Genomic DNA, 25,646 nt, shown 5'->3' with positions numbered 1-25,646 from the left:
GGATATCCCCTGAGTTTGAAAGCCGGATGAGGCTAAAACAAACGGCCATTGTACCGGTCAAGCGATCAGTTATCCACATGTGGAAACATTATGATCCATGGCAAAACAGCCATTTAGCGACCAAAAAGCCACGCGCGGACCGTGAATAAGCTCTGTGGATAACCAACCCTGAGGGCTATGCACAACCCTGGCCTGAAATCTGTTGATAAGTCACCTGTGCATAACATGACTTTTCATCCACAGGCTGTACTCAGGCGTGGCACAAGCACAGCACGGGTTGTGGACAACGTTTCAGGACGCTGGATGACGCGTGATCATGGGCCTCCAGAAGGTTATCCACAGATCTTTATCCACCTAAGATCTATAAGTTATTCAGAAAAGCTTTTTATATGTCTCTTCTTTTTTTTACTTTTGACATCCGTTTGGCTTACCGACCCGGCACCGCCCACCCGATCGCTCAAAGCACCTTCCATAAGGAAAGGCTGGTTGGAAATTGACCTATTGGCTTGCTTTCTCTAGAATCGCCGATCTCTTAAAAAGGGGGCCATTCCGGCCCGTTGTCGACAAACCAGGTAACACGCCATGAAACGTACTTTCCAACCAAGCACCATCAAGCGCGCTCGCACCCACGGCTTCCGTGCCCGTATGGCTACCAAGAACGGCCGTGCTGTTCTGTCGCGTCGTCGTGCCAAAGGCCGTAAGCGTCTGGCCATTTGATCTTTCGGCAAAGGTGGTGAGTCAGGACTTCAGTCGGGAAAAGCGACTGCTTACACCCCGGCATTTCAAAGCGGTCTTCGACTCCCCAACCGGCAAGGTTCCAGGGAAAAACCTGCTGATCCTTGCTCGCGAGAACGGTCTCGATCATCCACGCCTTGGCTTGGTGATCGGCAAGAAGAGCGTCAAGCTTGCCGTTCAACGCAATCGCCTCAAGCGCTTGATGCGCGATTCCTTCCGTCTGCACCAGCAAATGCTCGCTGGCCTGGACATAGTGATCGTAGCGCGCAAGGGATTGGGTGAGATAGAAAACCCGGAATTGCACCAACACTTTGGCAAGCTCTGGAAACGCCTGGCGCGCAGCCGGCCCACTCCAGCGGCTAACGCCGATTCCGCAGGGGTAGACAGTCAAGATGCGTAAACTGGTACTCGTTCCGATCCAGTTTTACCGTTATGCCATCAGTCCTCTGATGGCCAGCCACTGTCGTTTTTACCCCAGTTGCTCCTGTTATGCGTTAGAAGCCATTGAAACCCATGGCGTCTTGCGTGGCGGGTGGCTGACCGTTCGTCGCCTGGGGCGTTGTCATCCGTGGAACGACGGCGGTTTCGATCCCGTTCCCCCCGCTCCTTCCTCCCGAACTTCTTCGATAGCCGAGTAATCATGGATATTAAACGCACGATCCTGATCGCCGCCCTGGCAATCGTGTCCTACGTCATGGTCCTGAAGTGGAACGATGACTACGGCCAGGCTGCCTTGCCGACTCAGAATACTGCTGCCAGCACCGTTGCTCCGGGCCTGCCCGATGGCGTACCGGCCGCTAACAACGGCGCCAGCGCCGATGTACCGAGCGCCAACGCCGAGTCGAACGCTGCCGAACTGGCACCCGTTGCACTCAGCAAGGATCTGATCCGGGTCAAGACCGATGTCCTGGAACTGGCTATCGATCCAGTCGGCGGTGACATCGTCCAGCTGAACCTGCCGAAGTACCCACGCCGCCAGGACCATCCGGACATTCCGTTCCAGCTGTTCGACAACGGCGGCGAGCGCCTGTACCTGGCCCAAAGCGGCCTGACCGGTACCAATGGTCCGGATGCCCGCAGCACCGGCCGTCCACTGTACGCCGCCGAGCAGAAGGCCTACCAACTGGCTGATGGCCAGCAACAATTGGTAGTCGACCTGAAGTTCAGCGACAACGGTGTGAACTACATCAAGCGCTTCAGCTTCAAACGCGGTGAGTACGACCTGACCGTCAGCTACCTGATCGACAACCAGAGCGGCCAGGCCTGGAGCGGCAACATGTTTGCCCAGCTCAAGCGTGACGCCAGTGGTGATCCGTCCTCGAGCACCGCCACCGGTACCGCCACCTACCTGGGTGCTGCCCTGTGGACAGCTGGCGAGCCGTACAAGAAAGTGTCGATGAAGGACATCGACAAAGGTAGTTTGAAAGAAAATGTGTCTGGTGGCTGGGTTGCCTGGCTGCAGCACTACTTCGTGACTGCCTGGATCCCTGCCAAGTCGGACAACAACGTCGTCCAGACCCGCAAAGACAGCCAGGGCAACTACATCATCGGTTATACCGGCCCGGCCATCAGCGTACCTGCTGGCGGCAAGGTCGAAACCAGCGCCATGCTGTACGCCGGCCCGAAGATCCAGTCCAAGCTCAAGGAACTGTCCCCAGGCCTGGAACTGACTGTCGATTACGGCTTCCTGTGGTTCATCGCCCAGCCGATCTTCTGGTTGCTGCAACATATCCACAGCCTGCTGGGTAACTGGGGCTGGTCGATCATTGTGCTGACCATGCTCATCAAAGGCTTGTTCTTCCCACTGTCGGCCGCCAGCTACCGTTCGATGGCGCGCATGCGTGCCGTGGCGCCGAAGCTTGCCGCACTGAAGGAACGCTTCGGTGACGATCGCCAGAAGATGTCCCAGGCGATGATGGAGCTGTACAAGAAAGAGAAGATCAACCCGCTGGGCGGATGCTTGCCGATCCTGGTACAGATGCCGGTGTTCCTGGCCCTGTACTGGGTGTTGCTGGAAAGCGTCGAGATGCGCCAGGCGCCATGGATGCTGTGGATCACTGACCTGTCGATCAAGGACCCGTTCTTCATCCTGCCGATCATCATGGGCGCGACCATGTTCATCCAGCAGCGCCTGAACCCGACGCCGCCGGATCCAATGCAGGCCAAGGTGATGAAAATGATGCCGATCATCTTCACCTTCTTCTTCCTGTGGTTCCCAGCCGGCCTGGTGCTGTACTGGGTTGTGAACAACTGCCTGTCGATTTCGCAGCAGTGGTACATCACCCGCCGTATTGAAGCAGCCACCAAAAAAGCTGCTGCTTGACGGGCTACTGCGCTAGCCTGTGAATAAAAACGCCCCCTCGGGGGCGTTTTTGCTATCTGTCGTTTTTGTCGTAGAGGCTTTCGAGCATGAACACTGTGCGTGAAACCATCGCTGCCATCGCAACCGCACAAGGACGCGGAGGGGTGGGCATCGTCAGGCTGTCCGGGCCACTGGCGGCCAAGGCTGGCCAGCTCATCACCGGCCGCACACTGACGCCGCGCCATGCCCACTACGGGCCATTCCGCGACCAGGAAGGGCTGGTACTGGATGAAGGCATTGCGCTGTTCTTCCCCGGCCCTAACTCGTTCACCGGTGAGGACGTACTCGAGTTGCAGGGGCATGGTGGCCCGGTGGTACTGGACATGCTCTTGCAACGCTGTGTGCAGGTGGGTTGCCGCTTGGCCCGGCCGGGTGAGTTCAGTGAGCGGGCGTTCCTCAACGACAAGCTCGACCTGGCACAGGCCGAAGCGATTGCCGACCTGATCGAAGCCAGTTCCAGCCAGGCAGCACGCAACGCCCTGCGATCGCTGCAAGGCGAATTCTCCAAACGTGTGCATAGCTTGACTGAAGCACTGATCGCGCTGCGGATCTATGTCGAGGCCGCGATCGACTTCCCAGAGGAAGAGATCGACTTCCTTGCCGATGGCCACGTCCTGTCGATGCTCGACGCAGTGCGTGGCGAGTTGTCCACAGTACAGCGTGAGGCGGGGCAGGGTGCGCTGCTTCGTGACGGCATGACGGTGGTGATCGCCGGCAGACCCAATGCAGGTAAATCGAGCCTGTTGAATCAACTGGCCGGCCGTGAAGCGGCAATCGTCACCGACATCGCGGGGACCACGCGGGATATCCTGCGTGAACATATCCACATCGATGGCATGCCGCTGCACGTCGTCGATACGGCCGGTTTGCGCACTACCGACGACCATGTGGAAAAGATTGGCGTCGAGCGCGCGCTCAAGGCCATCGGGGAGGCCGATAGGGTGTTGCTGGTGGTCGACTCCACCGCCCCTGAGGCCAGTGATCCGTTCGCCTTGTGGCCGGAGTTTCTTGATCAACGGCCTGATCCGGGCAAGGTCACGCTGATTCGTAACAAAGCCGATCTCAGTGGCGAACCTGTAGCGCTGGAGCAGTGCGATGACGGTCATGTAACCATCACCCTGAGCGCCAAAGGTTCCGATCACGGCCTGCAGCTGCTACGGGACCACCTGAAAGCCTGCATGGGTTATGAACAGACTGCAGAGAGTGGCTTCAGCGCACGCCGGCGCCACCTCGATGCCCTGCGCCAGGCCAGTGCTCATCTGGAGCACGGTCGTGCGCAGTTGACCTTGGCCGGGGCCGGTGAGTTATTGGCTGAGGACCTGCGCCAGGCACAGCATGCGCTGGGTGAGATCACGGGTGCGTTCAGTTCGGATGACCTGCTGGGGCGGATCTTCTCGAGTTTCTGCATCGGTAAGTAGCTTTTCAACCACACCTTTCATGAGGCCGCTCTCCTTGGAGCGGCTTTTTTTTGCCCGAGATTTGATCAGCGGGCCTTAGGGACATGGATGGGAAATGCAGATTTTCAATCAACAGCCTGAAAAACACAGGCATGAGCCCTGTGGAAAAGTCGCCTTCAGCTCCGTTGATAACCCTGCTTTTTTTCTGAGGACAATCTGCCCTGTGGGTAAATAGGCATTTCATCCACAGGCTAAATCGGCTTATCCATAGCCCTCATGGTACTTCAGCCACAGGGTTCAATTTTGCTCTACACAGCGAATCTATGGGCCTGCATAACGTTATCCACAGATAGGTGCGTGCATAAGAATAAACATAAAAACAAAGCTTTTTTAAATTTCTTCTCTCTAGTTTCTGTTATCCGCCATTCATCCACAGCCTGGTCAAAATTTGCGCAAAAGGTTTCTTTAGGGGGGGTGAAGTCCCTATACTTGTCCGCTTACCTTCTCTATTCGCAAAAACAGGCACGAGGTGCGTGGTGGATTTCCCTTCCCGTTTTGAAGTGATCGTCATCGGCGGCGGCCATGCCGGTACCGAGGCTGCGCTTGCGTCTGCACGCATGGGTGTAAAAACCCTGCTGCTGACCCATAACGTGGAAACCCTCGGTCACATGAGCTGCAACCCAGCCATCGGTGGCATTGGCAAAAGCCATCTGGTCAAAGAGATCGATGCGCTCGGCGGTGCCATGGCACTGGCCACTGACAAGAGCGGCATTCAGTTCCGCGTGTTGAACAACCGCAAGGGCCCGGCTGTTCGCGCCACGCGTGCACAGGCCGACCGCGCCATCTACAAGGCTGTGGTTCGCGAAATCCTGGAAAACCAGCCGAATCTGTGGATATTCCAGCAGTCCTGTGACGACCTGATCGTCGAGCAAGACCAAGTCAAAGGCGTGGTTACGCAAATGGGCGTGCGGTTCTTCGCCGATTCCGTGGTGCTCACTACCGGTACTTTCCTGGGTGGCCTTATCCACATCGGCCTGCAGAATCATTCCGGCGGCCGCGCTGGTGATCCACCTTCGATCGCCTTGGCCCACCGCATGCGTGAACTACCGCTGCGCGTCGGTCGACTGAAAACCGGCACGCCTCCGCGCATCGATGGTCGTTCGGTGGACTTTTCGGTGATGACCGAGCAGCCGGGTGACACACCAATCCCGGTCATGTCGTTCATGGGCAATGCCGCGATGCACCCACGTCAGGTCAGCTGCTGGATTACCCATACCAATGCGCGGACCCACGAAATCATCGCTTCGAACCTCGACCGTTCGCCGATGTACTCGGGTGTCATCGAAGGTGTCGGCCCACGTTACTGCCCGTCGATCGAGGACAAGATCCATCGCTTTGCCGACAAGGAAAGCCATCAGGTGTTCATCGAGCCGGAAGGGCTGAACACCCACGAGCTGTACCCCAACGGTATCTCCACTTCTCTGCCGTTCGACGTGCAGCTGGAGCTGGTACGCTCGATTCGCGGCATGGAAAACGCGCACATCGTGCGCCCAGGCTACGCCATCGAGTACGACTACTTCGACCCGCGTGATCTCAAGTACAGCCTCGAAACCAAGGTGATCGGCGGCCTGTTCTTCGCTGGCCAGATCAACGGCACCACTGGTTACGAAGAAGCCGGCGCCCAGGGCCTGTTGGCCGGTACCAATGCCGCGCTGCGCGCGCAGGGCCGCGAAAGCTGGTGCCCGCGCCGTGACGAGGCCTACATCGGGGTGCTGGTCGACGACCTGATTACCCTGGGTACCCAAGAGCCGTACCGCATGTTCACCTCGCGGGCCGAATACCGCCTGATCCTGCGAGAAGACAACGCCGACCTGCGCCTGACCGAGAAAGGCCGTGAGCTTGGCTTGATCGACGACGAGCGCTGGGCTGCGTTCTGTGCCAAGCGTGATGGCATCGAGCGTGAGGAACAACGCTTGAAAACGACCTGGGTCCGTCCGAATACCCCACAGGGCCAGGCCGTTGTGGATAAGTTCGGTACTCCGCTGAGCCACGAATACAGCCTGCTCAACCTGCTTGCGCGACCAGAGGTGGATTACGCTGGGCTGATCGAAGCGACCGGCGGCGAACAAATCGATCCACAGGTTGCCGAACAGGTCGAAATCAAGACCAAATACGCCGGTTACATCGATCGCCAACAGGATGAGATCGCTCGCCTGCGCGCCAGCGAGGACACCCGCCTGCCTGTGGATATCGACTACACCTCGATTTCCGGCCTGTCCAAGGAAATCCAGGGCAAGCTCGGCCAGACCCGCCCGCAGACGCTCGGCCAGGCTTCGCGCATCCCTGGCGTGACACCAGCGGCCATTTCCCTGTTGTTGATTCATCTGAAAAAACGCGGCGCTGGCCGCGAATTGGAGCAAAGCGCTTGAGTTCCCTGGTCACCCCGCAACACGCTGAAGAGTTGTCCACAGGTGCACGCCAGCTTGGTGTCGAGCTGAGCGCCGAGCAGCACGAACGGCTGCTTGGCTACCTGGCCCTGTTGATCAAATGGAACAAGGCCTACAACCTGACCGCCGTGCGCGACCCGGACGAGATGGTTTCGCGGCATCTGCTGGACAGCCTCAGCGTCATGGGTTTTATCCACAGCGGTCGCGATACCTGGCTTGATGTCGGCAGCGGCGGTGGCATGCCAGGGATTCCATTGGCTATCCTGCATCCGCACAAACGCGTAACGGTGCTGGACGCCAATGGCAAGAAAACCCGCTTCCTCACCCAGGTGAAGATGGAGCTGAAACTGGACAACCTGACGGTTATCCACAGCCGGGTCGAGGCCTTCCAGCCAGCACAGCCGTTCAGCGGTATCATCTCTCGCGCCTTCAGCAGCATGGAGAACTTCACCAACTGGACCCGCCACTTGGGCGACACCGGGACGCAATGGCTTGCAATGAAGGGGCTGCATCCTGCCGATGAACTGGTAGCATTGCCCGCAGACTTCACAGTGGAAAGCGAGCAGGCCCTGACCGTTCCAGGTTGCCAGGGCCAGCGCCATCTGCTGATACTGCGCCGCAAGGCATGACTGGGAACACACGCAACAATGGCTAAGGTATTCGCAATCGCGAACCAGAAAGGTGGAGTGGGTAAAACCACCACCTGTATCAATCTCGCCGCATCGCTGGCTGCGACCAAGCGTCGTGTGCTGCTGATCGACCTCGATCCGCAGGGCAACGCCACCATGGGCAGCGGTGTGGACAAACACGAACTCGAACACTCGGTCTACGACCTGCTGATCGGGGAATGCGACCTTGCCCAGGCCATGCACTACTCCGAGCATGGTGGCTTCCAATTGCTGCCGGCCAACCGCGACCTGACTGCCGCGGAAGTGGTGCTGCTGGAAATGCAGGTCAAGGAGAGCCGCCTGCGCAATGCCTTGGCGCCGATCCGCGAGAATTACGACTTCATCCTCATCGATTGCCCCCCGTCGCTGTCGATGCTGACGCTCAATGCCTTGGTCGCCTCCGATGGCGTGATCATCCCCATGCAGTGTGAGTATTACGCACTGGAAGGCCTCAGCGATCTTGTGGATAACATCAAGCGTATCGCTGCCCGTCTGAACCCCGAGCTGAAGATCGAAGGGTTGCTGCGTACCATGTACGACCCGCGTCTGAGCCTGAACAACGATGTATCGGCGCAGCTCAAGGAGCACTTCGGCGAGCAGCTCTACGATACCGTCATTCCGCGCAACATCCGCTTGGCCGAGGCACCGAGTTTTGGCATGCCGGCGCTGGCCTACGACAAGCAATCGCGTGGCGCACTGGCCTATCTGGCCCTGGCCGGTGAACTGGTTCGCCGTCAACGCCGTCAATCACGCACTGCACAAACAACTTAAGGAATCCGCATGGCCGTTAAGAAACGAGGTCTCGGACGTGGGTTGGATGCACTGCTCAGTGGTCCTTCCGTCAGCGCGCTCGAAGAGCAGGCTGTCAAGATCGACCAGAAAGAACTGCAACACCTGCCGGTCGAGTTGATCCAGCGCGGTAAATACCAGCCGCGTCGTGACATGGATCCGCAGGCGCTGGAAGAACTGGCGCACTCGATTCGCACGCACGGCGTGATGCAGCCCATCGTGGTGCGCCCGATCGAGGGCAACCGCTACGAGATCATCGCGGGTGAGCGCCGCTGGCGTGCCACGCAGCAGGTCGGCCTGGACACCATCCCGGCGATGGTGCGCGAAGTGCCTGATGAAGCTGCCATCGCCATGGCCCTCATCGAGAACATCCAGCGAGAGGACCTCAACCCGTTGGAAGAGGCCCTGGCCCTGCAACGCCTGCAACAGGAGTTCGAGCTGACCCAGCAGCAGGTGGCCGATGCCGTCGGCAAGTCGCGGGTGACCGTGGCCAACCTGCTGCGCCTGATCTCGCTGCCTGAAGCGATCAAGACCATGCTTGCCCATGGTGATCTGGAGATGGGGCACGCACGTGCGCTGCTCGGTCTTGAGCAAGATCGCCAGGAAGAGGGGGCGCGTCATGTTGTCGCACGCGGGCTCACTGTGCGCCAAACTGAGGCACTGGTGCGCCAGTGGCTCAACGGCAAACCTGACCCGTTAGAGCCGAGCAAACCTGATCCGGATATCGAGCGCCTTGAACAGCGGCTTGCAGAGCGCCTGGGCTCCCCGGTGCAGATTCGTCACGGAAACAAGGGAAAAGGCCAGTTGGTTATTCGCTATAACTCGCTTGACGAGTTGCAGGGCGTCCTTGCTCACATCCGCTGAAACAATTCCAGTTGTAGCGCGCAGTCGGAAATCACTACCCAAGAGTTGAATAGGGGTTAATCCACCCCTATACTCTGCGCGCATTTTGTCGGCACAATTTATGCCAAGTCGTTACTGACTTGTTGGTCGACTTCGAGGAGCAGTTGTGATGGAAATACGCACGCCAAACCGCCTGCCTTTCCATCGCTGGGCGGTTTTTCCGGTACTGCTGGCTCAATGTGTAGTGCTTCTGCTGGCAACATTGGTGTTGTGGCAGTGGAAAGGGGCAGTCAGTGGATATTCAGGTCTCTGCGGAGGTTTGATTGCCTGGCTACCCAATATGTATTTCGCCTGGAAGGCTTTTCGCTTTAGCGGAGCCCGGGCGGCGCAGGCCATCGTCAAGTCGTTTTACGCAGGCGAGGCCGGCAAGATGATTTTGACGGCAGTGCTATTCGCACTGACCTTCGCAGGAGTGAAGCCACTGGCGCCGTTAGCAGTCTTCGGCGTCTTCGTGTTGACCCTTTTGGTCAGCTGGTTTGCGCCCCTGCTGATGAATAAAAGACTTTCGAGACCTTAGGGCGTTTGAGGCAACCATGGCAGCAGAAACCGCTTCGGGCTATATCCAGCACCACTTGCAGAACCTGACCTACGGTCAACTACCAGACGGCAGCTGGGGCTTCGCCCATTCGGCTGCAGAAGCCAAGGCAATGGGCTTCTGGGCGTTCCACCTGGACACCCTGGGTTGGTCCGTCGCGCTGGGTCTGATCTTCCTGTTCATCTTCCGCATGGCGGCGAAGAAGGCGACCTCCGGCCAGCCTGGCGGCCTGCAGAACTTCGTCGAAGTGATGGTCGATTTCGTCAACGGCAGCGTGAAGGACTCCTTCCACGGCCGTAGCCCGGTGATTGCGCCGCTGGCACTGACCATCTTCGTCTGGGTATTCCTGATGAACGCCGTCGACCTGGTACCGGTCGACTGGATTCCTCAGCTGGCCATCATGATCTCCGGTGATCCGCACATTCCGTTCCGCGCCGTGTCGACCACCGACCCGAACGCGACGCTGGCCATGGCCTTCTGCGTGTTCGCCCTGATCATCTTCTACAGCATCAAGGTCAAGGGCCTGGGCGGCTTCATCGGTGAGCTGACCCTGCACCCGTTCGGCAGCAAGAACATCTTCGTGCAGATCCTGCTGATTCCGGTCAACTTCCTGCTCGAATTCGTCACCCTGATCGCCAAGCCGATCTCGCTGGCGCTGCGACTGTTCGGCAACATGTACGCCGGTGAGCTGGTGTTCATCCTGATCGCCGTGATGTTCGGCTCCGGCCTGCTGTGGCTGAGCGGCCTGGGTGTGGTGCTGCAGTGGGCGTGGGCTGTGTTCCACATCCTGATCATCACCCTGCAAGCTTTCATCTTCATGATGCTCACCATCGTCTATCTGTCGATGGCTCACGAAGATAACCATTAAGACCGCCTGGCGTGTCTGATAGCCTTCCCCGCTCGTTTGGGGGGAGGGCTTTAAAAGTCCGCAAGGGCAGCTGTTCCAAACGATTTGTTTTACCGCTTCAAACTAAAAACCTAACCAATACGACGTAAAAGTCGGGAGGAAAGATGGAAACTGTAGTTGGTCTGACCGCTATCGCTGTTGCTCTGCTGATCGGCCTGGGTGCTCTGGGTACCGCCATTGGTTTCGGCCTGCTGGGCGGCAAATTCCTGGAAGGTGCTGCTCGTCAGCCTGAGATGGTTCCGATGCTGCAGGTCAAAATGTTCATCGTTGCCGGTCTGCTCGACGCCGTAACCATGATCGGTGTTGGTATCGCTCTGTTCTTCACCTTCGCGAATCCGTTCGTTGGTCAGATCGCCGGCTAATCACTCGTATTCACGAGTTGATGGCTGTATGAATTAAGACCGAGCGAGGTGTTGGCGTGAACATTAATGCAACCCTGATTGGCCAATCCGTTGCTTTCCTGATTTTTGTACTCTTCTGCATGAAGTATGTATGGCCTCCGGTCATCACTGCTCTGCAAGAGCGTCAAAAGAAGATTGCCGACGGCTTGGACGCTGCCAACCGCGCAGCTCGCGACCTGGAGCTGGCCCAAGAGAAAGCGGGTCAGCAACTGCGTGAAGCTAAAGCACAGGCAGCCGAAATCATTGAGCAAAGCAAGAAACGCGCTGCTCAGCTTGTCGAGGAAGCCCGTGACCAGGCCCGCGTCGAAGCTGACCGTGTGAAGGCTCAGGCTCTGGCCGAGATCGAGCAGGAACTGAACAGTGCCAAAGACGCCCTGCGTGCCCAAGTGGGTGCCCTGGCCGTTGGCGGTGCTGAAAAGATCCTTGGCGCCACAATCGATCAAAACGCGCATGCGGAGCTGGTTAACAAACTGGCCGCTGAAATTTAAGCGAGGGCGATCATGGCAGAACTGACCACGTTGGCCCGACCTTACGCTAAGGCTGCCTTCGAGCATGCCCAGGCCCATCAGCAACTGGCCAATTGGTCAGCCATGCTCGGCCTGGCTGCTGCGGTGTCGCAAGACGACACCATGCAGCGCCTGCTCAAGGCCCCGCGACTGACGAGCGCAGAAAAGGCCGCCACGTTCATTGACGTGTGCGGTGACAAGTTCAATGCACAGGCACAGAATTTCATTCGTGTTGCCGCGGAAAACGACCGTCTCCTGCTTCTGCCGGAGATTGCAGCTCTGTTCGACCTGTACAAGGCCGAGCAAGAGAAATCCGTGGACGTGGAAGTCACCAGTGCTTTTGCGTTGAACCAAGAACAGCAAGACAAACTCGCCAAGGTTCTCAGTGCACGGTTAGGCCAGGAAGTGCGCCTGCACGCGTCGGAGGATGCCAGCCTGATTGGTGGCGTCGTCATCCGCGCTGGTGACCTGGTAATCGATGGCTCTGTTCGCGGCAAAATCGCGAAACTGGCCGAAGCCTTGAAATCTTGAGTTTGAAGGGGCAGCAGAGCAATGCAGCAACTCAATCCTTCCGAAATTAGTGAAATCATCAAGGGCCGCATCGACAACCTCGATGTGAGCTCCCAAGCCCGTAACGAAGGTACCGTCGTTTCGGTTTCCGACGGTATCGTGCGGATCCACGGTCTGGCCGACGTCATGTACGGCGAAATGATCGAGTTCCCTGGCGGCGTCTACGGTATGGCCCTGAACCTGGAGCAAGACTCCGTAGGTGCAGTGGTCCTGGGTGCCTATGACACCCTCGCCGAAGGCATGAGCGCCAAGTGCACCGGCCGCATCCTGGAAGTTCCGGTTGGTAAGGAACTGCTGGGTCGCGTCGTCGACGCACTGGGCAACCCGATCGACGGCAAAGGTCCTCTGGGCAACACCGAGACCGACGCGGTCGAGAAAGTGGCTCCAGGCGTGATCTGGCGTAAGTCGGTAGACCAGCCTGTACAGACTGGCTACAAGTCCGTCGACGCCATGATCCCGGTCGGCCGTGGCCAGCGTGAGCTGATCATCGGTGACCGTCAGATCGGTAAGACCGCCATGGCCATCGATGCCATCATCAACCAGAAAGACTCCGGTATTTTCTGCGTTTATGTTGCTGTCGGCCAGAAGCGTTCCACCGTTGCCAACATCGTTCGCAAGCTGGAAGAAAACGGCGCCCTGGCCAACACCATCGTGGTGGTTGCCAGTGCTTCGGAATCCGCCGCACTGCAATTCCTGGCGCCATACGCCGGTTGCACCATGGGCGAGTTCTTCCGTGACCGCGGCGAAGACGCACTGATCGTTTACGATGACCTGTCCAAGCAGGCTGTTGCCTACCGTCAGATCTCCCTGCTGCTGCGCCGTCCACCAGGACGTGAAGCGTACCCAGGCGACGTGTTCTATCTCCACTCCCGTCTGCTGGAGCGTGCATCGCGCGTTTCGGAAGAGTACGTCGAGAAGTTCACCAACGGTGCTGTAACTGGCAAAACCGGTTCCCTGACCGCGCTGCCGATCATCGAAACCCAGGCTGGCGACGTTTCCGCGTTCGTTCCGACCAACGTGATTTCCATCACCGACGGTCAGATCTTCCTGGAATCGGCCATGTTCAACTCGGGCATCCGCCCTGCAGTGAACGCCGGTGTTTCGGTATCCCGCGTAGGTGGTGCCGCTCAGACCAAGATCATCAAGAAGCTCTCCGGTGGTATCCGTACCGCTCTGGCTCAGTACCGTGAACTGGCGGCATTCGCCCAGTTCGCTTCTGACCTGGACGAAGCCACCCGTAAGCAGCTCGAGCACGGTCAACGTGTTACCGAGCTGATGAAGCAGAAGCAATACGCTCCGATGTCCATCGCGGACATGGCGCTGTCGCTGTATGCCGCTGAGCGTGGGTTCCTGACCGACGTTGAAATCGCCAAGATCGGTAGCTTCGAACAAGCGCTGATTGCCTACTTCAACCGTGATCACGCCGAACTGATGGCCAAGATCAATGTGAAGGGTGACTTCAACGACGAAATCGACGCTGGTATCAAAGCCGGTATCGAGAAGTTCAAGGCCACCCAAACCTGGTAAGCCGCGGCGGGGGCTTTGGCCCCCGCTTGCTAACCTGATAGGTGATACATGGCAGGCGCAAAAGAGATTCGCAGTAAGATTGCGAGCATCAAAAGCACGCAAAAGATTACCAGCGCCATGGAAAAAGTGGCGGTCAGCAAAATGCGCAAGGCTCAAATGCGCATGGCTGCTAGCCGTCCTTATGCGGAGCGTATCCGCCAGGTGATCGGTCATCTGGCCAACGCCAACCCGGAGTACCGCCACCCCTTCATGATCGAGCGCCCTGTAAAGCGTGCCGGTTATATCGTGGTGAGCAGTGACCGTGGTCTGTGCGGTGGCTTGAACACCAACCTGTTCAAGGCCTTGGTCAAGGACATGAACGTCAACCGCGAACAGGGCGTGGAAATCGACCTGTGCGTGATCGGTAGCAAAGGTGCGACTTTCTTCCGCATCTTTGGCGGCAACGTCGTAGCAGCGATCAGCCACCTGGGCGAAGAGCCATCGATCAATGATCTGATCGGCTCCGTCAAAGTGATGCTGGACGCCTACCTGGACGGCCGTATCGATCGCCTCTCCGTGGTGTCGAACAAGTTCGTCAATACCATGACCCAAACTCCGACGGTCGAGCAGTTGGTACCGTTGGTGGCAACCCCGGATCAGGAACTCAAGCACCACTGGGATTACCTGTACGAACCCGACGCCAAAGAGCTGCTGGACGGCTTGATGGTGCGTTACGTGGAGTCGCAGGTGTACCAGGCGGTGGTCGAGAACAACGCTGCTGAACAAGCAGCCCGGATGATCGCCATGAAGAACGCCACAGACAACGCCGGTGACCTGATCAGCGAACTCCAGCTGATCTACAACAAGGCGCGTCAGGCTGCGATCACCCAGGAGATCTCGGAAATCGTCGGCGGCGCTGCCGCGGTTTAACGGTTCAAATATTCAGAGGATCCAGCTATGAGTAGCGGACGTATCGTGCAAATCATCGGCGCCGTCATCGACGTGGAATTCCCACGTGACGGCGTACCGAGTGTTTACAACGCGCTGAAAGTGGAAGGCGCGGAAACCACTCTGGAAGTTCAGCAGCAGCTGGGCGACGGCGTGGTTCGTACTATTGCGATGGGCTCGACCGAAGGCTTGAAGCGCGGTCTGAACGTCATCGACAGCGGCGCGGCCATTTCCGTCCCGGTCGGTAAAGCGACCCTGGGCCGTATCATGGACGTGCTCGGCAACCCGATCGACGAAGCTGGCCCGATCGGCGAAGAAGAGCGTTGGGGCATTCACCGCGACGCACCTTCCTTCGCTGACCAGGCAGGCGGCAACGACCTGCTGGAAACCGGCATCAAGGTTATCGACCTGGTTTGCCCGTTCGCCAAGGGTGGTAAGGTTGGTCTGTTCGGTGGTGCCGGCGTCGGCAAGACCGTAAACATGATGGAACTGATCCGTAACATCGCCATCGAGCACAGCGGTTATTCCGTGTTCGCTGGTGTGGGTGAGCGTACTCGTGAGGGTAACGACTTCTACCACGAGATGAAGGACTCCAACGTTCTCGACAAAGTAGCCTTGGTCTACGGTCAGATGAACGAGCCACCAGGAAACCGTCTGCGCGTAGCGCTGACCGGCCTGACCATGGCTGAGAAGTTCCGTGACGAAGGTAACGACGTTCTGCTGTTCGTCGACAACATCTATCGTTACACCCTGGCCGGTACCGAAGTATCCGCACTGCTGGGCCGTATGCCTTCGGCAGTAGGTTACCAGCCGACCCTGGCTGAAGAGATGGGCGTTCTGCAAGAGCGCATCACCTCCACCAAGGAAGGTTCGATCACCTCGATCCAGGCCGTATACGTACCTGCGGACGACTTGACCGACCCGTCGCCAGCGACCACCTTCGCCCACTTGGACGCCACCGTCGTTCTGTCCCGTGACATCGCCTCCCTGGGTATCTACCCAGCGGTCGACCCACTGGACTCGACTTCGCGCCAGCTGGACCCGAACGTCATCGGCAACGAGCACTACGAAACCGCTCGCGGTGTTCAGTACGTGCTGCAGCGTTACAAAGAGCTGAAGGACATCATTGCGATCCTGGGTATGGACGAACTGTCCGAATCCGACAAGCAGCTGGTATCCCGCGCTCGTAAGATTCAGCGCTTCCTGTCCCAGCCGTTCTTCGTGGCAGAAGTCTTCACTGGTTCCCCAGGTAAATACGTTTCCCTGAAAGACACCATTGCTGGCTTCAGCGGCATCCTCAAAGGTGACTACGACCACCTGCCAGAACAAGCGTTCTACATGGTCGGCAGCATCGAAGAAGCCGTCGAGAAAGCCAAGAAACTGTAATCCCGGCGCCCCGAGAGGGGCGCTAATCAGGTTGAGGCAAGCAGATGGCTATGACAGTCCATTGCGATATCGTCAGCGCGGAAGGAGAGATTTTCTCCGGTCTGGTCGAGATGGTGGTTGCGCACGGTAACCTGGGTGATCTTGGTATCGCTCCAGGCCACGCGCCGCTGATCACCAATCTGAAGCCAGGTCCGATCACGCTGACCAAGCAGGGTGGCGCCCAAGAGGTGTATTACATCTCTGGTGGTTTCCTCGAGGTTCAGCCGAACATGGTCAAGGTGCTTGCCGATACCGTGCAACGTGCTACAGACCTGGATGAAGCTCAGGCACAGGAAGCCCTCAAGGCTGCCGAGAATGCCCTGAGTCTGAAAGGCGCGGACTTCGATTACGGCGCCGCCGCCGCACGTCTGGCCGAGGCCGCAGCTCAGCTGCGTACCGTCCAGCAAATGCGCAAAGGCAAGTAATCGGCCCCGGCTGATCACTGCTGTTGCGATTGAGTAAAAGGGTAGCCTCGGCTACCCTTTTTCTTTTTCCGAATTCCCCTCTCGGTCATTTTTCTGACCGCCCAGGATTGGTAGCCAGTCAATGTCACTCGATATCGTTATTCTCGCCGCCGGCCAAGGTACCCGCATGCGCTCGGCGCTGCCCAAGGTGCTGCATCCGGTGGCCGGCAACTCCATGCTCGGTCATGTTATCCACAGCGCACGGCAGCTTGAGCCTCAAGGCATTCACGTAGTGATTGGCCATGGTGCGGAGCAGGTGCGTGAGCGCCTGGCAGCCGACGATCTGAATTTCGTGATGCAGGACAAGCAACTGGGTACCGGGCATGCCGTTGCCCAAGCCCTGCCGGCGATCACAGCCGACACGGTACTGGTGCTGTATGGGGACGTACCGCTGATTGAAGTGGAAACCCTGCAACGCCTGCTGGCCAAGGCCACAGACCAGCAGCTGGGCTTGCTCACCGTTAACCTGCAAGACCCGACCGGTTACGGGCGCATTGTGCGTGATGCCCAAGGCAAGGTGACTGCGATCGTCGAGCACAAGGACGCCAGCGATGCGCAGAAGGCGATCAAAGAAGGCAATACCGGTATTCTGGCCCTGCCAGCCGCTCGTCTTGCCGACTGGATGGGACGGTTGTCGAACAACAACGCCCAAGGCGAATACTACCTGACCGACGTCATCGCCATGGCGGTCGCTGATGGTCTCGTGGTGGCTACCGAGCAACCGCACGACCCCATGGAAGTGCAAGGTGCCAACGACCGGCGCCAGCTGTCCGAACTCGAGCGTCACTATCAATTGCGCGAAGGCCGTCGACTGATGGCCCAGGGTGTGACCCTGCGTGACCCGGCTCGCTTCGACGTGCGTGGTGAAGTGACCGTTGGCCGCGATGTGCTGATCGACATCAACGTCATCCTCGAAGGCAAGGTCGTGATCGAGGACGATGTTCAGATTGGCCCTAACTGCGTGATCAAGGACAGCACCCTGCGCAAAGGCGTGGTGGTCAAGGCCAACAGCCATATCGAAGGCGCTGTGATGGGCGAGGGTAGCGATGCTGGCCCGTTCGCGCGTCTGCGCCCAGGCAGCGTGCTGGATGCCAAGGCCCATGTGGGTAACTTTGTCGAGCTGAAGAATGCCCACCTGGGTGAAGGCGCCAAGGCGGGTCATTTGAGCTATCTGGGTGATGCCGAGATCGGTGCACGTACCAACATCGGAGCCGGCACCATCACCTGCAACTACGATGGCGCCAACAAGTTCAAGACCGTGATGGGCGAGGATGTATTCATCGGCTCGAACAACTCGTTGGTTGCGCCTGTGGATATCAAGGCGGGGGCCACGACCGCGGCGGGTTCGACGATTACCCAGACTGTCGAGGCTGACCAACTTGCCGTGGGACGTGCGCGTCAACGCAACATCGATGGCTGGAAGCGGCCGGAGAAGATCAAGAAGAGCTGATTATCCACAGCTGTTTCGATCGAAAGCCGACTTATGTGGATAAGTCGGCTTTTTTTTGCCTGCATAAATGATATCAGAGGGGCATGCTGGGGCGCGGTGGTCGGCGCTCGAAAACCAAGGCCACAATCATTTATCCACAAGCCAGTATTTTTTCGGATTGGCAGCCTTGACGAATGCTCTTCGATAGGTTTTGATTGCAATCATTATCTTTCGAATCGAAACTTAAGCGCCCATGTCGAAACGAAACACCCCCCAGCGCCGTCACAACATCCTGGCCATGCTCAGTGAGCAAGGCGAGGTTAGTGTGGACGCATTGGCCAAGCGCTTTGAAACCTCGGAAGTCACTATTCGCAAGGACCTCGCTGCCCTTGAGGCCAATGGCTTGTTGCTGCGTCGCTACGGCGGCGCGGTACCGGTTCCCCAGGAAATGCTTGGTGAAACTGCGCAGCCGGTGTCGGCTTATAAGAAAGCCATCGCCCGCGCTGCTGTCGGTCGTATTCGTGAACACGCTCGGATCATCATCGACAGTGGCAGTACCACCGCCGCGATGATCCCGGAGCTCGGTCGCCAGCCAGGCCTGGTGGTGATGACCAACTCGTTGAACGTGGCCCGCGCCATCAGCGAGCTTGAGCATGAACCGGTGCTGCTGATGACCGGCGGCACCTGGGACCCGCACTCCGAGTCTTTCCAGGGCCAGGTCGCCGAGCAGGTCCTGCGCTCATACGATTTCGACCAGTTGTTCATCGGCGCCGATGGCATCGACCTCAACCGCGGTACCACGACGTTCAATGAGCTGCTGGGCCTGAGCCGAGTCATGGCCGAGGTGGCCCGCGAGGTGATCGTGATGGTCGAATCGGACAAGGTCGGGCGCAAGATCCCTAATCTTGAACTGCCCTGGGGCAATGTCAGCACCCTCATTACAGACGAACGCCTGCCAGCTGTGGCACGCGAACAGATTCAAGCCCGCGGCGTCAACCTGATCTGCGCCGCGATCAGCCAGGAGAAATAATCATGTGTGGAATCGTTGGCGCCGTCGCCGAACGCAACATCACCGCCATTCTCATCGAAGGCCTGAAGCGGCTTGAGTACCGCGGGTACGATAGCGCTGGCCTTGCCGTTTATACCCAGCAGGGTGAACTGCAGCGCCGACGCCGCATCGGCAAAGTGGCTGAACTGGAAGCTGCCAACACTGCCGACCCGTTGATCGGCCAGTTGGGCATTGCACACACCCGTTGGGCCACCCACGGGGCACCGACCGAAGGCAATGCCCACCCGCATTTCTCGGGTGAAGAAGTGGCGGTGGTACACAACGGTATCATCGAGAACCATGAAGAGCTGCGCGAGGAGCTCAAAGGCCTGGGTTATGTGTTCAATTCGCAAACCGATACCGAGGTCATCGTCCACCTGATCCACCACACCCTCAAGGCCATCCCGGACCTGGCGGACGCACTGAAGTCTGCGGTCAAGCGCCTGCATGGGGCCTATGGCCTGGCACTGATCAGCGTGAAACAACCTGATCGCCTGGTTGCTGCGCGCAGTGGCAGCCCCTTGGTAATTGGCCTCGGCCATGGTGAGAATTTCCTGGCTTCCGACCAATTGGCGCTGCGCCAGGTCACTGACCGCTTCATGTACCTGGAAGAGGGCGACATCGCCGAGATCCGCCGTGACCAGGTGAAGGTCTGGGACCAGGCCGGCAACGCGGTACAACGCGAAACCGTGCAGTATCACGAAGGCGCCGAAGCCGCCGACAAGGGCGCATACCGCCACTTCATGCTCAAGGAGATTCATGAGCAGCCAAGCGTGGTCCAGCGCACGCTGGAAGGCCGCCTGGGCAAGGACCATGTGCTGGTCCAGGCCTTTGGCCCACAGGCCGCGGAGCTGTTCGCCAAGGTGCGCAACGTGCAGATCGTAGCCTGTGGTACCAGCTACCACGCCGGTATGGTTGCCCGTTATTGGCTGGAAAGCCTGGCCGGTATCCCTTGCCAGGTCGAAGTCGCCAGTGAGTTCCGCTACCGCAAGGTGGTGGTCCAGCCGGACACCCTGTTCGTTTCGATTTCCCAATCTGGCGAAACTGCCGACACCCTCGCGGCCCTGCGCAATGCCAAGGAACTGGGCTTCCTCGGCAGCCTGGCCATCTGCAACGTGGGTATCAGCTCGCTGGTACGCGAATCGGACCTTACCCTGCTGACACTGGCCGGCCCGGAAATCGGCGTGGCATCGACCAAGGCGTTCACGACCCAGCTGGTATCGCTGATGCTGCTGACCCTGGCCCTGGGCCAGGTGCGCGGCACCCTCGAGGCTGGTGTGGAAGCGGAGCTGGTCGAAGAGCTGCGTCGCCTGCCGGCACGCCTGGGCGAAGCCCTGGCCATGGACCACACCGTCGAAAAGATCGCCGAGCTGTTCGCCGACAAGCACCACACGCTGTTCCTGGGCCGAGGTGCGCAGTACCCGGTTGCGATGGAGGGTGCGCTCAAGCTCAAAGAGATTTCCTACATCCACGCCGAAGCGTACCCGGCAGGTGAGCTCAAGCATGGCCCGCTGGCGCTTGTGGATAACGACATGCCGGTGGTGACTGTGGCGCCGAACAACGAGCTGCTGGAAAAGCTCAAGTCGAACCTGCAGGAAGTCCGCGCCCGGGGTGGTGAGCTGGTGGTGTTCGCCGATGAGCACGCTGGTATGAGCAACGGCGAAGGTACTCATGTGATCAAGGTGCCGCACATCGCTGACGCACTGGCACCGATCCTGTACACCATCCCGCTGCAGTTGCTGTCGTATTACGTGGCGGTGCTCAAGGGCACGGATGTCGACCAACCACGTAACCTGGCTAAGTCGGTGACGGTGGAATGAGGGCGACGGCGGTCGACAATTTTGTTTTTGATTAATAAAGGTTGTCACAAAACAATAAAGGTTGTCACAACGTAATAAAGGTTGTCACAAGGCTGGCCCCGACCGCACATCAGGCCGGAGCCAGGCCTTGGAGATTTGGGTGACAATCCTCTACGCACCGCTGTGACTGTTGTCCTGGCTGAGCCCGCTCGCTGGCATGTCCTCTTTACACGACACACCAGCCTCGTTCCGTTCGAGTGGGTCGCCCAATCATGAGCGACTTGAACATGGCATCTGCGCCCGTAGCTCCGGTCAAGGCTGCCCACCGCCAGCTGATGACCCAATCAAAAATAGATAAAAAAATTAAATCAGGCCGTGGAAGTGGAGTGAGAGATTCCTATAAACCATGGATCAAGGTGTGGGAAATCAAATCAAAGGGTGTCTCCCATATGATTGCGGGAGTTAAGATTTTCCGCACTCATCACCTGCTGTCCAATGCGGAGCGAGATTACCTCACTGTACTTGAGCACGACGCCTCGATCATTGATATCCGAGAGCAGTACCCCCTGCTTACACAGGCTGAGACTCAAGCAATTGCCTCAAGCATAAATTGTCGTCACCCTGTATATCCTGGGACGCAGATACCTGTCGTTATGACGACGGACTTTCTCATCACCTTCTTGGATCCCTCTGGTGAAACGAGGTTAGCTGCTCGCTCAGTAAAATATAGAAAGGAATTTGAGCAGGCTGATCTTCATGTGCGGAATCGAATAGCTGAAAAGCTCGCTATTGAGGAAAAATACTGGTCAATGAGGGGCGTGGACTGGAAGCTGGTCCTGCACGAAAACCTCTCGAAGATTAGATTAGCGAACCTCAGAGTTCTCAGGACTTATGCCAATATCCATCCCTCGTTGCCGACTGAGAAAAATATAGGGAACTTACTTGAATACATCGCGGGGTCAAAGACGGATCAAATACCCTTAAAAGCTCTTTTGGAAAAGGCGTCACGTGATATCTATATTGACTATATGAGCGTGAAGCGGCTCTTCCATCACCTGCTATGGATCGGCCGTTTAGAGTCTGATATTACCTCGAAAATAATAAGCTTGTCGCAGCCGTTGCACGTATGGCCGAGCCATCGGTCAGCGGCTTTGTCTCCGCCAACCGAGGTTTCTCATCATGCTTGATTTTCAAATTAACAGCATTGTTTCTCCCGGCGAAGAACCGAGCTTACTAAAAAAGGCAGTTAGGGTCTTAGGCATAAATAATGATACTGTTATCGTGATTGAGCTGAAAATGAATCCAGGCAAGCCGTGGCAGATTGATAAGTCAGTTTTAATTGACGAAATTGATTCAGGGCGCGCGGTCTTAAGTCCAGAAATGGTTCCTTTACATCTGCTCAGAAGCGACGATGAAATTAGTGAAAATGAAAAGGCGAGCCGAAATCGAAATTGGAGTCTTATAAGAAGTTTAGTAGAAGATCGCTCTGCCTTGGATATTCTTGGTCCTGGTTTTGGGAAGCTTGTTGCGACGCATGCCATAGAGACAGGGGTAGAGCGTAAGCAGATATACCGGCTTCTATACCGCTATTGGAGTATGGGTCAGACACCTAACGCGTTTCTTTGGAACACAAGCGCTTGCGGCGGACGTGGGAAGAAAAAGGATCGGTCCTCAGGTATTATCCCCGGTCGGCCGCGTAAGTATCTTGGTGTCGTTGTCAATGATGGTGGTGCCATCCCGCTCGAACAGCGCCATCTCTCTCATATCCGTTTGGCTTACGGGCGAGTCGCTAGCGGCAAGTGTGGCACCCTGAAAGATGCACATAAGTGGATGTTAAACAAATTTTATAGAGCGACTCTCCCTGACGGATCGAAAGGAAATATTGTACGCGGCAGTTACCCGACTACTGCACAGCTTAGATATCACGGTAAATTATTTTTCGATGACCTGTATAAGCTCAAGGTGCGTGGCGGTTCTATCAGGTACAACAAAGACCATCGGGCTATCGTTGGCTCAGCATCCCAAGGCCTGATAGGCGCGACGCAGCGATATGAGATAGATTCCACCATCGCTGATGTCTATTTAGTGCATCGCGTTAATAGGCTGTGGCTCATTGGGCGTCCGATACTTTATGTAGTCGTCGATACCTACACCAGAATGATTGTAGGAATTCACGTGGGCCTTGAGGGGCCCAGCTGGAATGGGGCTAGACACGCGATATACAACGCTTGCACCTCAAAGGTTGAGTTTTGCAAACGATACAACGTAGACATTGAGGAAGCTGACTGGCCATGCTCGCATTTGCCAGTCGAAATTGTGGCTGACCGGGCTGAACTTCTAAGCGAGGCGGGGGCAACGCTCTCCCAAAGCTTGGGGCTTGGGGTGCAAATTTTGCCTCCTTTCAGGCCTGATTGGAAAGGGATCATCGAAAGCCGTTTCCGTCTGATCAATGAACACCTCGACTTGAAGTTCGTTCCAGGCGGAGTGGATGCTCGTAAAATGGAGCGCGGCGATAGGGACTACCAACTCGATGCCATTTTGGATATCGACGAGTTCACCGAAATGGTTATTGTAGGAGTCTTGGCTCACAATAAGAGCCTGCGGATACCACACCTTTTAAATCGCGAGATGATTGCCGGCGGAGTGGAAGCAACGCCTATAGCGATTTGGAATTGGTCGAAGGATAATAGCCCTATAAATTCAAAAGTAGTATCGCCGGCTGAGTTGAAAATCGCTCTATTGCCCTCTCAGCAGTGTCGTATAAGTCGAGGCGGTATTGTTTTCCAAGGCGTACAGTATACATGTCAAACAGCGTTACGCGAGGAGTGGTTGGAGCGCTCGCACAACCTGCGGACGAAATATGTTCGAGTATTCTATGATCCTAACTCTATTGAAAATTGTTGGATCAAGTCAGAAGCAGGTTTTGAGGCTTTAACTATTGTACCGCAGCAACGGCAGAAATATGGTGGACTCCGTATGGAGGAGGTTCTTGATATGATCCATGTCCTGAACCAAGTTTCGCCGGATGCCCGTTATGACAGTGATAATACTGCGGCGCTGGTAAGGGGGCGGCAAGAGGAAATCTTTGACCGGGCCAAATCCAAACGTGTCGCTCAGGGTGACCCGAAATCGAATGCAGATTTCAAGCGGGACAAACGTGCCAAGCGTGCTACCGAAGCTCAGACCGAGCGCGATTCCCATACCGCTGATCTGAATCAGCTACGCGTTGTGGATAACATACCTCCTGTGGCAGAAAATTCTAAGCTAGTCACCGGCAGGCCCAGTTCCGCGAGAAGCGCGGCGTTTCTGAAACTAGTCGTCAGCGAGGGAAGCGAGGCTGAGACATGAACGATTTGACGTTCTCCCCCGCAGAATACATTCCTACAGGCATGCCTCAGTACGATGGCAACCCGCTGATCGAATGCTTGCCTAGAATTCTGTCGGATGTAGATGTGGTCAGGCGCGTTGGGAACCTTCCGCCGAAGCCCGACGAGGCCGAACGAGCGTTGCCACCGAAGCTTCGCGGTCATGGGATCAACCGGCTGAAAGATGTTGTTGTTCCATTCGAAATTCACCTGCGCCTTGAAGACCTTTTCAGCCAGCTGATTCGCTACGGATATATGGGACGCAATCCGCTGTTGGCCTCATCTGTTAGGCATCGGCTGCCTTCCTCAGCGGAGGCCAAGGGCCACGGATTCATGTCCACCGCTGAGACGATGACGCTCATCGGCTTGAGTGGTATGGGTAAGACCACAGCGCTCAATTCCATCGCAAGGCTTTATCCGCAGGTGATCAGCCACAGCAGATATAAAGACGCCATTCTCATCGAAACCCAGGTCGTGTGGCTAAAGATTGAGTGCCCTCATGACGGCTCGTTGCGCGGTTTCTGTGCAGCATTCTTCTCAGCGTTGGATGCTGCGTTAGGAGTCGACAAATACTCGCGCAGGGGCGGTTCTGGCAACAGCATCAGCGTAATGCTCCAGCACATCAGTCAGCTGTGCAAAACCTTTTTCATTGGTGCTTTGATCATTGATGAAATGCAGCATCTTTGCTCCTCGCGGGGGGGACAGGATCGGGAAAAGTTGCTGAATTTCTTCGTAACTTTATCCAACGATGCAGGCGTTCCGCTGGTGTATGTAGGGACCAACGCAATGCTCCCGCTGTTTTCTGGTGTGCTGCGCAACGCCCGAAGAGCGGCGGGGATGGGACCCATCGCTTTTGACCGATTCAGCGAAGACGATCCGTTTTGGGAGCACTTGGTGTCCCAACTCTGGGCCTATGACTGGACGGCATCATGCGCCCCCCTGACGAAGGAGCTCTTGTCCAAGATCTATGATCTCGCCCAAGGCAATACTGATTTCCTAGCGAAACTGCTTATGCTTGCGCAGCGTCATGTAATTTGGGAGGGCCTCGACGCTATTACGCCAGCGGTGCTTCAGCAGGTGTATGACAATCAAATGAGGCTTCTACACAAGCCCATCGAGGCTCTACGAAGCGGTGATCCTCTTCAGATTGCTGACTTCGAGGACATGATGCCTACAAAAGACCAGATCGCCCAGATGATGAACTACGACTTGGCTCGCCGGGCCGACAGAGCTCATCTTTCGCTACTTACCCAGGCCGCGATCACTCCTCCACCTCAAGCCAAGGATAAATCGGCATCGAAGGCTACGGGTCGTACCGTGGTCCCGGTTGCTGACGGAGCATTAGCTAACGTGCATTTTTCGAAGGACGAAGACCTTCAGGCTCAGCTCGAACAGCGCGGCTGGGTGGATAGGGATTCCTCCTGGTGACATGAGGATCGGGA

24 protein-coding genes are annotated in these 25,646 nt (G+C 57.1%); all 24 read left to right on the top strand.

Annotation, left to right across the window (positions count from 1 at the left end; genetic code table 11):
* Window positions 1–582: 582 nt before the first annotated feature.
* Entirely contained in the window at window positions 583–717 is a 135-nt protein-coding gene (gene rpmH / locus ABRP30_RS27875) for a 50S ribosomal protein L34 (protein ID WP_003253163.1), read from the top strand.
* Window positions 718–730: 13 nt separating this feature from the next.
* Window positions 731–1,135 (top strand): ribonuclease P protein component, encoded by a 405-nt coding sequence (rnpA, locus tag ABRP30_RS27870; protein WP_080516507.1) that lies wholly within the window; start codon window positions 731–733, stop codon window positions 1,133–1,135.
* The gene (yidD, locus tag ABRP30_RS27865; protein ID WP_241806864.1) at window positions 1,128–1,373 is read left to right on the top strand and encodes a membrane protein insertion efficiency factor YidD; all 246 of its coding nucleotides are present in this window, start codon (window positions 1,128–1,130) and stop codon (window positions 1,371–1,373) included. Before rnpA ends, yidD begins: the two co-directional genes overlap by 8 nt.
* A 2-nt stretch (window positions 1,374–1,375) precedes the next feature.
* Window positions 1,376–3,058: a membrane protein insertase YidC gene (gene yidC / locus ABRP30_RS27860; RefSeq protein ID WP_241806863.1), complete on the top strand. Its 1,683-nt coding sequence runs from the start codon at window positions 1,376–1,378 to the stop codon at window positions 3,056–3,058.
* Between the two features lie 86 nt (window positions 3,059–3,144).
* The gene (gene mnmE / locus ABRP30_RS27855; protein ID WP_267819823.1) at window positions 3,145–4,515 is read left to right on the top strand and encodes a tRNA uridine-5-carboxymethylaminomethyl(34) synthesis GTPase MnmE; all 1,371 of its coding nucleotides are present in this window, start codon (window positions 3,145–3,147) and stop codon (window positions 4,513–4,515) included.
* Between the two features lie 515 nt (window positions 4,516–5,030).
* On the top strand, window positions 5,031–6,923 hold the full coding sequence (mnmG, locus tag ABRP30_RS27850) for a tRNA uridine-5-carboxymethylaminomethyl(34) synthesis enzyme MnmG (RefSeq protein WP_241806861.1): 1,893 nt from the start codon (window positions 5,031–5,033) through the stop codon (window positions 6,921–6,923).
* A complete protein-coding gene (rsmG, locus tag ABRP30_RS27845; RefSeq protein WP_267819820.1) occupies window positions 6,920–7,570 on the top strand; it encodes a 16S rRNA (guanine(527)-N(7))-methyltransferase RsmG in 651 nt (216 codons plus the stop codon). The genes mnmG and rsmG overlap by 4 nt, the downstream gene beginning before the upstream one ends.
* Before the next feature lie 18 nt (window positions 7,571–7,588).
* Window positions 7,589–8,380 (top strand): ParA family protein, encoded by a 792-nt coding sequence (locus ABRP30_RS27840; RefSeq protein WP_012316952.1) that lies wholly within the window; start codon window positions 7,589–7,591, stop codon window positions 8,378–8,380.
* Between the two features lie 9 nt (window positions 8,381–8,389).
* Window positions 8,390–9,262, top strand: coding sequence for a ParB/RepB/Spo0J family partition protein (locus ABRP30_RS27835; protein WP_267819818.1), 873 nt, complete (start codon window positions 8,390–8,392; stop codon window positions 9,260–9,262).
* A gap of 148 nt (window positions 9,263–9,410) precedes the next feature.
* Window positions 9,411–9,818, top strand: coding sequence for a F0F1 ATP synthase subunit I (locus ABRP30_RS27830; RefSeq protein WP_241806858.1), 408 nt, complete (start codon window positions 9,411–9,413; stop codon window positions 9,816–9,818).
* A 16-nt stretch (window positions 9,819–9,834) separates the two neighbouring features.
* Window positions 9,835–10,704 carry a F0F1 ATP synthase subunit A gene (gene atpB, locus ABRP30_RS27825; RefSeq protein WP_241806857.1) on the top strand — a complete coding sequence of 290 codons (870 nt, stop codon included), beginning with the start codon at window positions 9,835–9,837 and terminating at the stop codon, window positions 10,702–10,704.
* 143 nt (window positions 10,705–10,847) lie between these two features.
* Entirely contained in the window at window positions 10,848–11,105 is a 258-nt protein-coding gene (atpE, locus tag ABRP30_RS27820) for a F0F1 ATP synthase subunit C (RefSeq protein WP_003097235.1), read from the top strand.
* A 56-nt stretch (window positions 11,106–11,161) separates the two neighbouring features.
* A complete protein-coding gene (locus ABRP30_RS27815) occupies window positions 11,162–11,632 on the top strand; it encodes a F0F1 ATP synthase subunit B (protein ID WP_003260032.1) in 471 nt (156 codons plus the stop codon).
* A 12-nt stretch (window positions 11,633–11,644) separates the two neighbouring features.
* Window positions 11,645–12,181: a F0F1 ATP synthase subunit delta gene (locus ABRP30_RS27810; protein WP_039605254.1), complete on the top strand. Its 537-nt coding sequence runs from the start codon at window positions 11,645–11,647 to the stop codon at window positions 12,179–12,181.
* Between the two features lie 21 nt (window positions 12,182–12,202).
* On the top strand, window positions 12,203–13,747 hold the full coding sequence (atpA, locus tag ABRP30_RS27805) for a F0F1 ATP synthase subunit alpha (RefSeq protein WP_012316948.1): 1,545 nt from the start codon (window positions 12,203–12,205) through the stop codon (window positions 13,745–13,747).
* Window positions 13,748–13,795: 48 nt separating this feature from the next.
* Complete coding sequence (atpG, locus tag ABRP30_RS27800; RefSeq protein ID WP_012316947.1) at window positions 13,796–14,656, top strand: F0F1 ATP synthase subunit gamma; 861 nt, start codon at window positions 13,796–13,798, stop codon at window positions 14,654–14,656.
* 27 nt (window positions 14,657–14,683) lie between these two features.
* A complete protein-coding gene (gene atpD / locus ABRP30_RS27795) occupies window positions 14,684–16,060 on the top strand; it encodes a F0F1 ATP synthase subunit beta (protein WP_012316946.1) in 1,377 nt (458 codons plus the stop codon).
* Window positions 16,061–16,104: 44 nt separating this feature from the next.
* Complete coding sequence (locus tag ABRP30_RS27790) at window positions 16,105–16,524, top strand: F0F1 ATP synthase subunit epsilon (protein WP_012316945.1); 420 nt, start codon at window positions 16,105–16,107, stop codon at window positions 16,522–16,524.
* Window positions 16,525–16,645: 121 nt separating this feature from the next.
* Window positions 16,646–18,013 carry a bifunctional UDP-N-acetylglucosamine diphosphorylase/glucosamine-1-phosphate N-acetyltransferase GlmU gene (gene glmU, locus ABRP30_RS27785; protein ID WP_349975564.1) on the top strand — a complete coding sequence of 456 codons (1,368 nt, stop codon included), beginning with the start codon at window positions 16,646–16,648 and terminating at the stop codon, window positions 18,011–18,013.
* A 232-nt stretch (window positions 18,014–18,245) separates the two neighbouring features.
* A complete protein-coding gene (locus tag ABRP30_RS27780; protein WP_349975563.1) occupies window positions 18,246–19,022 on the top strand; it encodes a DeoR family transcriptional regulator in 777 nt (258 codons plus the stop codon).
* A 2-nt stretch (window positions 19,023–19,024) separates the two neighbouring features.
* Window positions 19,025–20,860 carry a glutamine--fructose-6-phosphate transaminase (isomerizing) gene (gene glmS / locus ABRP30_RS27775; RefSeq protein ID WP_349975562.1) on the top strand — a complete coding sequence of 612 codons (1,836 nt, stop codon included), beginning with the start codon at window positions 19,025–19,027 and terminating at the stop codon, window positions 20,858–20,860.
* A gap of 266 nt (window positions 20,861–21,126) precedes the next feature.
* Complete coding sequence (locus ABRP30_RS27770; protein WP_049695266.1) at window positions 21,127–22,026, top strand: TnsA endonuclease N-terminal domain-containing protein; 900 nt, start codon at window positions 21,127–21,129, stop codon at window positions 22,024–22,026.
* Window positions 22,019–24,187: a Mu transposase C-terminal domain-containing protein gene (locus ABRP30_RS27765; RefSeq protein ID WP_349975561.1), complete on the top strand. Its 2,169-nt coding sequence runs from the start codon at window positions 22,019–22,021 to the stop codon at window positions 24,185–24,187. Before ABRP30_RS27770 ends, ABRP30_RS27765 begins: the two co-directional genes overlap by 8 nt.
* Window positions 24,184–25,632, top strand: coding sequence for an ATP-binding protein (locus ABRP30_RS27760; RefSeq protein WP_023048574.1), 1,449 nt, complete (start codon window positions 24,184–24,186; stop codon window positions 25,630–25,632). The genes ABRP30_RS27765 and ABRP30_RS27760 overlap by 4 nt, the downstream gene beginning before the upstream one ends.
* Window positions 25,633–25,646: the final 14 nt, after the last annotated feature.

This window comes from Pseudomonas sp. WHRI 8519 (assembly GCF_040224055.2).
In the GTDB taxonomy this organism is placed as follows: Bacteria; Pseudomonadota; Gammaproteobacteria; order Pseudomonadales; family Pseudomonadaceae; genus Aquipseudomonas; species Aquipseudomonas putida_X.
This window is presented reverse-complemented; position numbering and strand designations above follow the sequence as displayed.

What these genes read in the sequence shown, in the direction of transcription:
- rpmH (WP_003253163.1), top strand. Translation starts at nt 583, where the DNA reads ATGAAACGTACTTTCCAACCAAGCACCATCAAGCGCGCTCGCACCCAC.
- yidD (WP_241806864.1), top strand. Translation starts at nt 1,128, where the DNA reads ATGCGTAAACTGGTACTCGTTCCGATCCAGTTTTACCGTTATGCCATC.
- yidC (WP_241806863.1), top strand. Translation starts at nt 1,376, where the DNA reads ATGGATATTAAACGCACGATCCTGATCGCCGCCCTGGCAATCGTGTCC.
- mnmE (WP_267819823.1), top strand. Translation starts at nt 3,145, where the DNA reads ATGAACACTGTGCGTGAAACCATCGCTGCCATCGCAACCGCACAAGGA.
- ABRP30_RS27840 (WP_012316952.1), top strand. Translation starts at nt 7,589, where the DNA reads ATGGCTAAGGTATTCGCAATCGCGAACCAGAAAGGTGGAGTGGGTAAA.
- ABRP30_RS27835 (WP_267819818.1), top strand. Translation starts at nt 8,390, where the DNA reads ATGGCCGTTAAGAAACGAGGTCTCGGACGTGGGTTGGATGCACTGCTC.
- ABRP30_RS27830 (WP_241806858.1), top strand. Translation starts at nt 9,411, where the DNA reads ATGGAAATACGCACGCCAAACCGCCTGCCTTTCCATCGCTGGGCGGTT.
- atpB (WP_241806857.1), top strand. Translation starts at nt 9,835, where the DNA reads ATGGCAGCAGAAACCGCTTCGGGCTATATCCAGCACCACTTGCAGAAC.
- atpE (WP_003097235.1), top strand. Translation starts at nt 10,848, where the DNA reads ATGGAAACTGTAGTTGGTCTGACCGCTATCGCTGTTGCTCTGCTGATC.
- ABRP30_RS27810 (WP_039605254.1), top strand. Translation starts at nt 11,645, where the DNA reads ATGGCAGAACTGACCACGTTGGCCCGACCTTACGCTAAGGCTGCCTTC.
- atpA (WP_012316948.1), top strand. Translation starts at nt 12,203, where the DNA reads ATGCAGCAACTCAATCCTTCCGAAATTAGTGAAATCATCAAGGGCCGC.
- atpG (WP_012316947.1), top strand. Translation starts at nt 13,796, where the DNA reads ATGGCAGGCGCAAAAGAGATTCGCAGTAAGATTGCGAGCATCAAAAGC.
- atpD (WP_012316946.1), top strand. Translation starts at nt 14,684, where the DNA reads ATGAGTAGCGGACGTATCGTGCAAATCATCGGCGCCGTCATCGACGTG.
- ABRP30_RS27790 (WP_012316945.1), top strand. Translation starts at nt 16,105, where the DNA reads ATGGCTATGACAGTCCATTGCGATATCGTCAGCGCGGAAGGAGAGATT.
- glmU (WP_349975564.1), top strand. Translation starts at nt 16,646, where the DNA reads ATGTCACTCGATATCGTTATTCTCGCCGCCGGCCAAGGTACCCGCATG.
- ABRP30_RS27780 (WP_349975563.1), top strand. Translation starts at nt 18,246, where the DNA reads ATGTCGAAACGAAACACCCCCCAGCGCCGTCACAACATCCTGGCCATG.
- glmS (WP_349975562.1), top strand. Translation starts at nt 19,025, where the DNA reads ATGTGTGGAATCGTTGGCGCCGTCGCCGAACGCAACATCACCGCCATT.
- ABRP30_RS27770 (WP_049695266.1), top strand. Translation starts at nt 21,127, where the DNA reads ATGGCATCTGCGCCCGTAGCTCCGGTCAAGGCTGCCCACCGCCAGCTG.
- ABRP30_RS27765 (WP_349975561.1), top strand. Translation starts at nt 22,019, where the DNA reads ATGCTTGATTTTCAAATTAACAGCATTGTTTCTCCCGGCGAAGAACCG.
- ABRP30_RS27760 (WP_023048574.1), top strand. Translation starts at nt 24,184, where the DNA reads ATGAACGATTTGACGTTCTCCCCCGCAGAATACATTCCTACAGGCATG.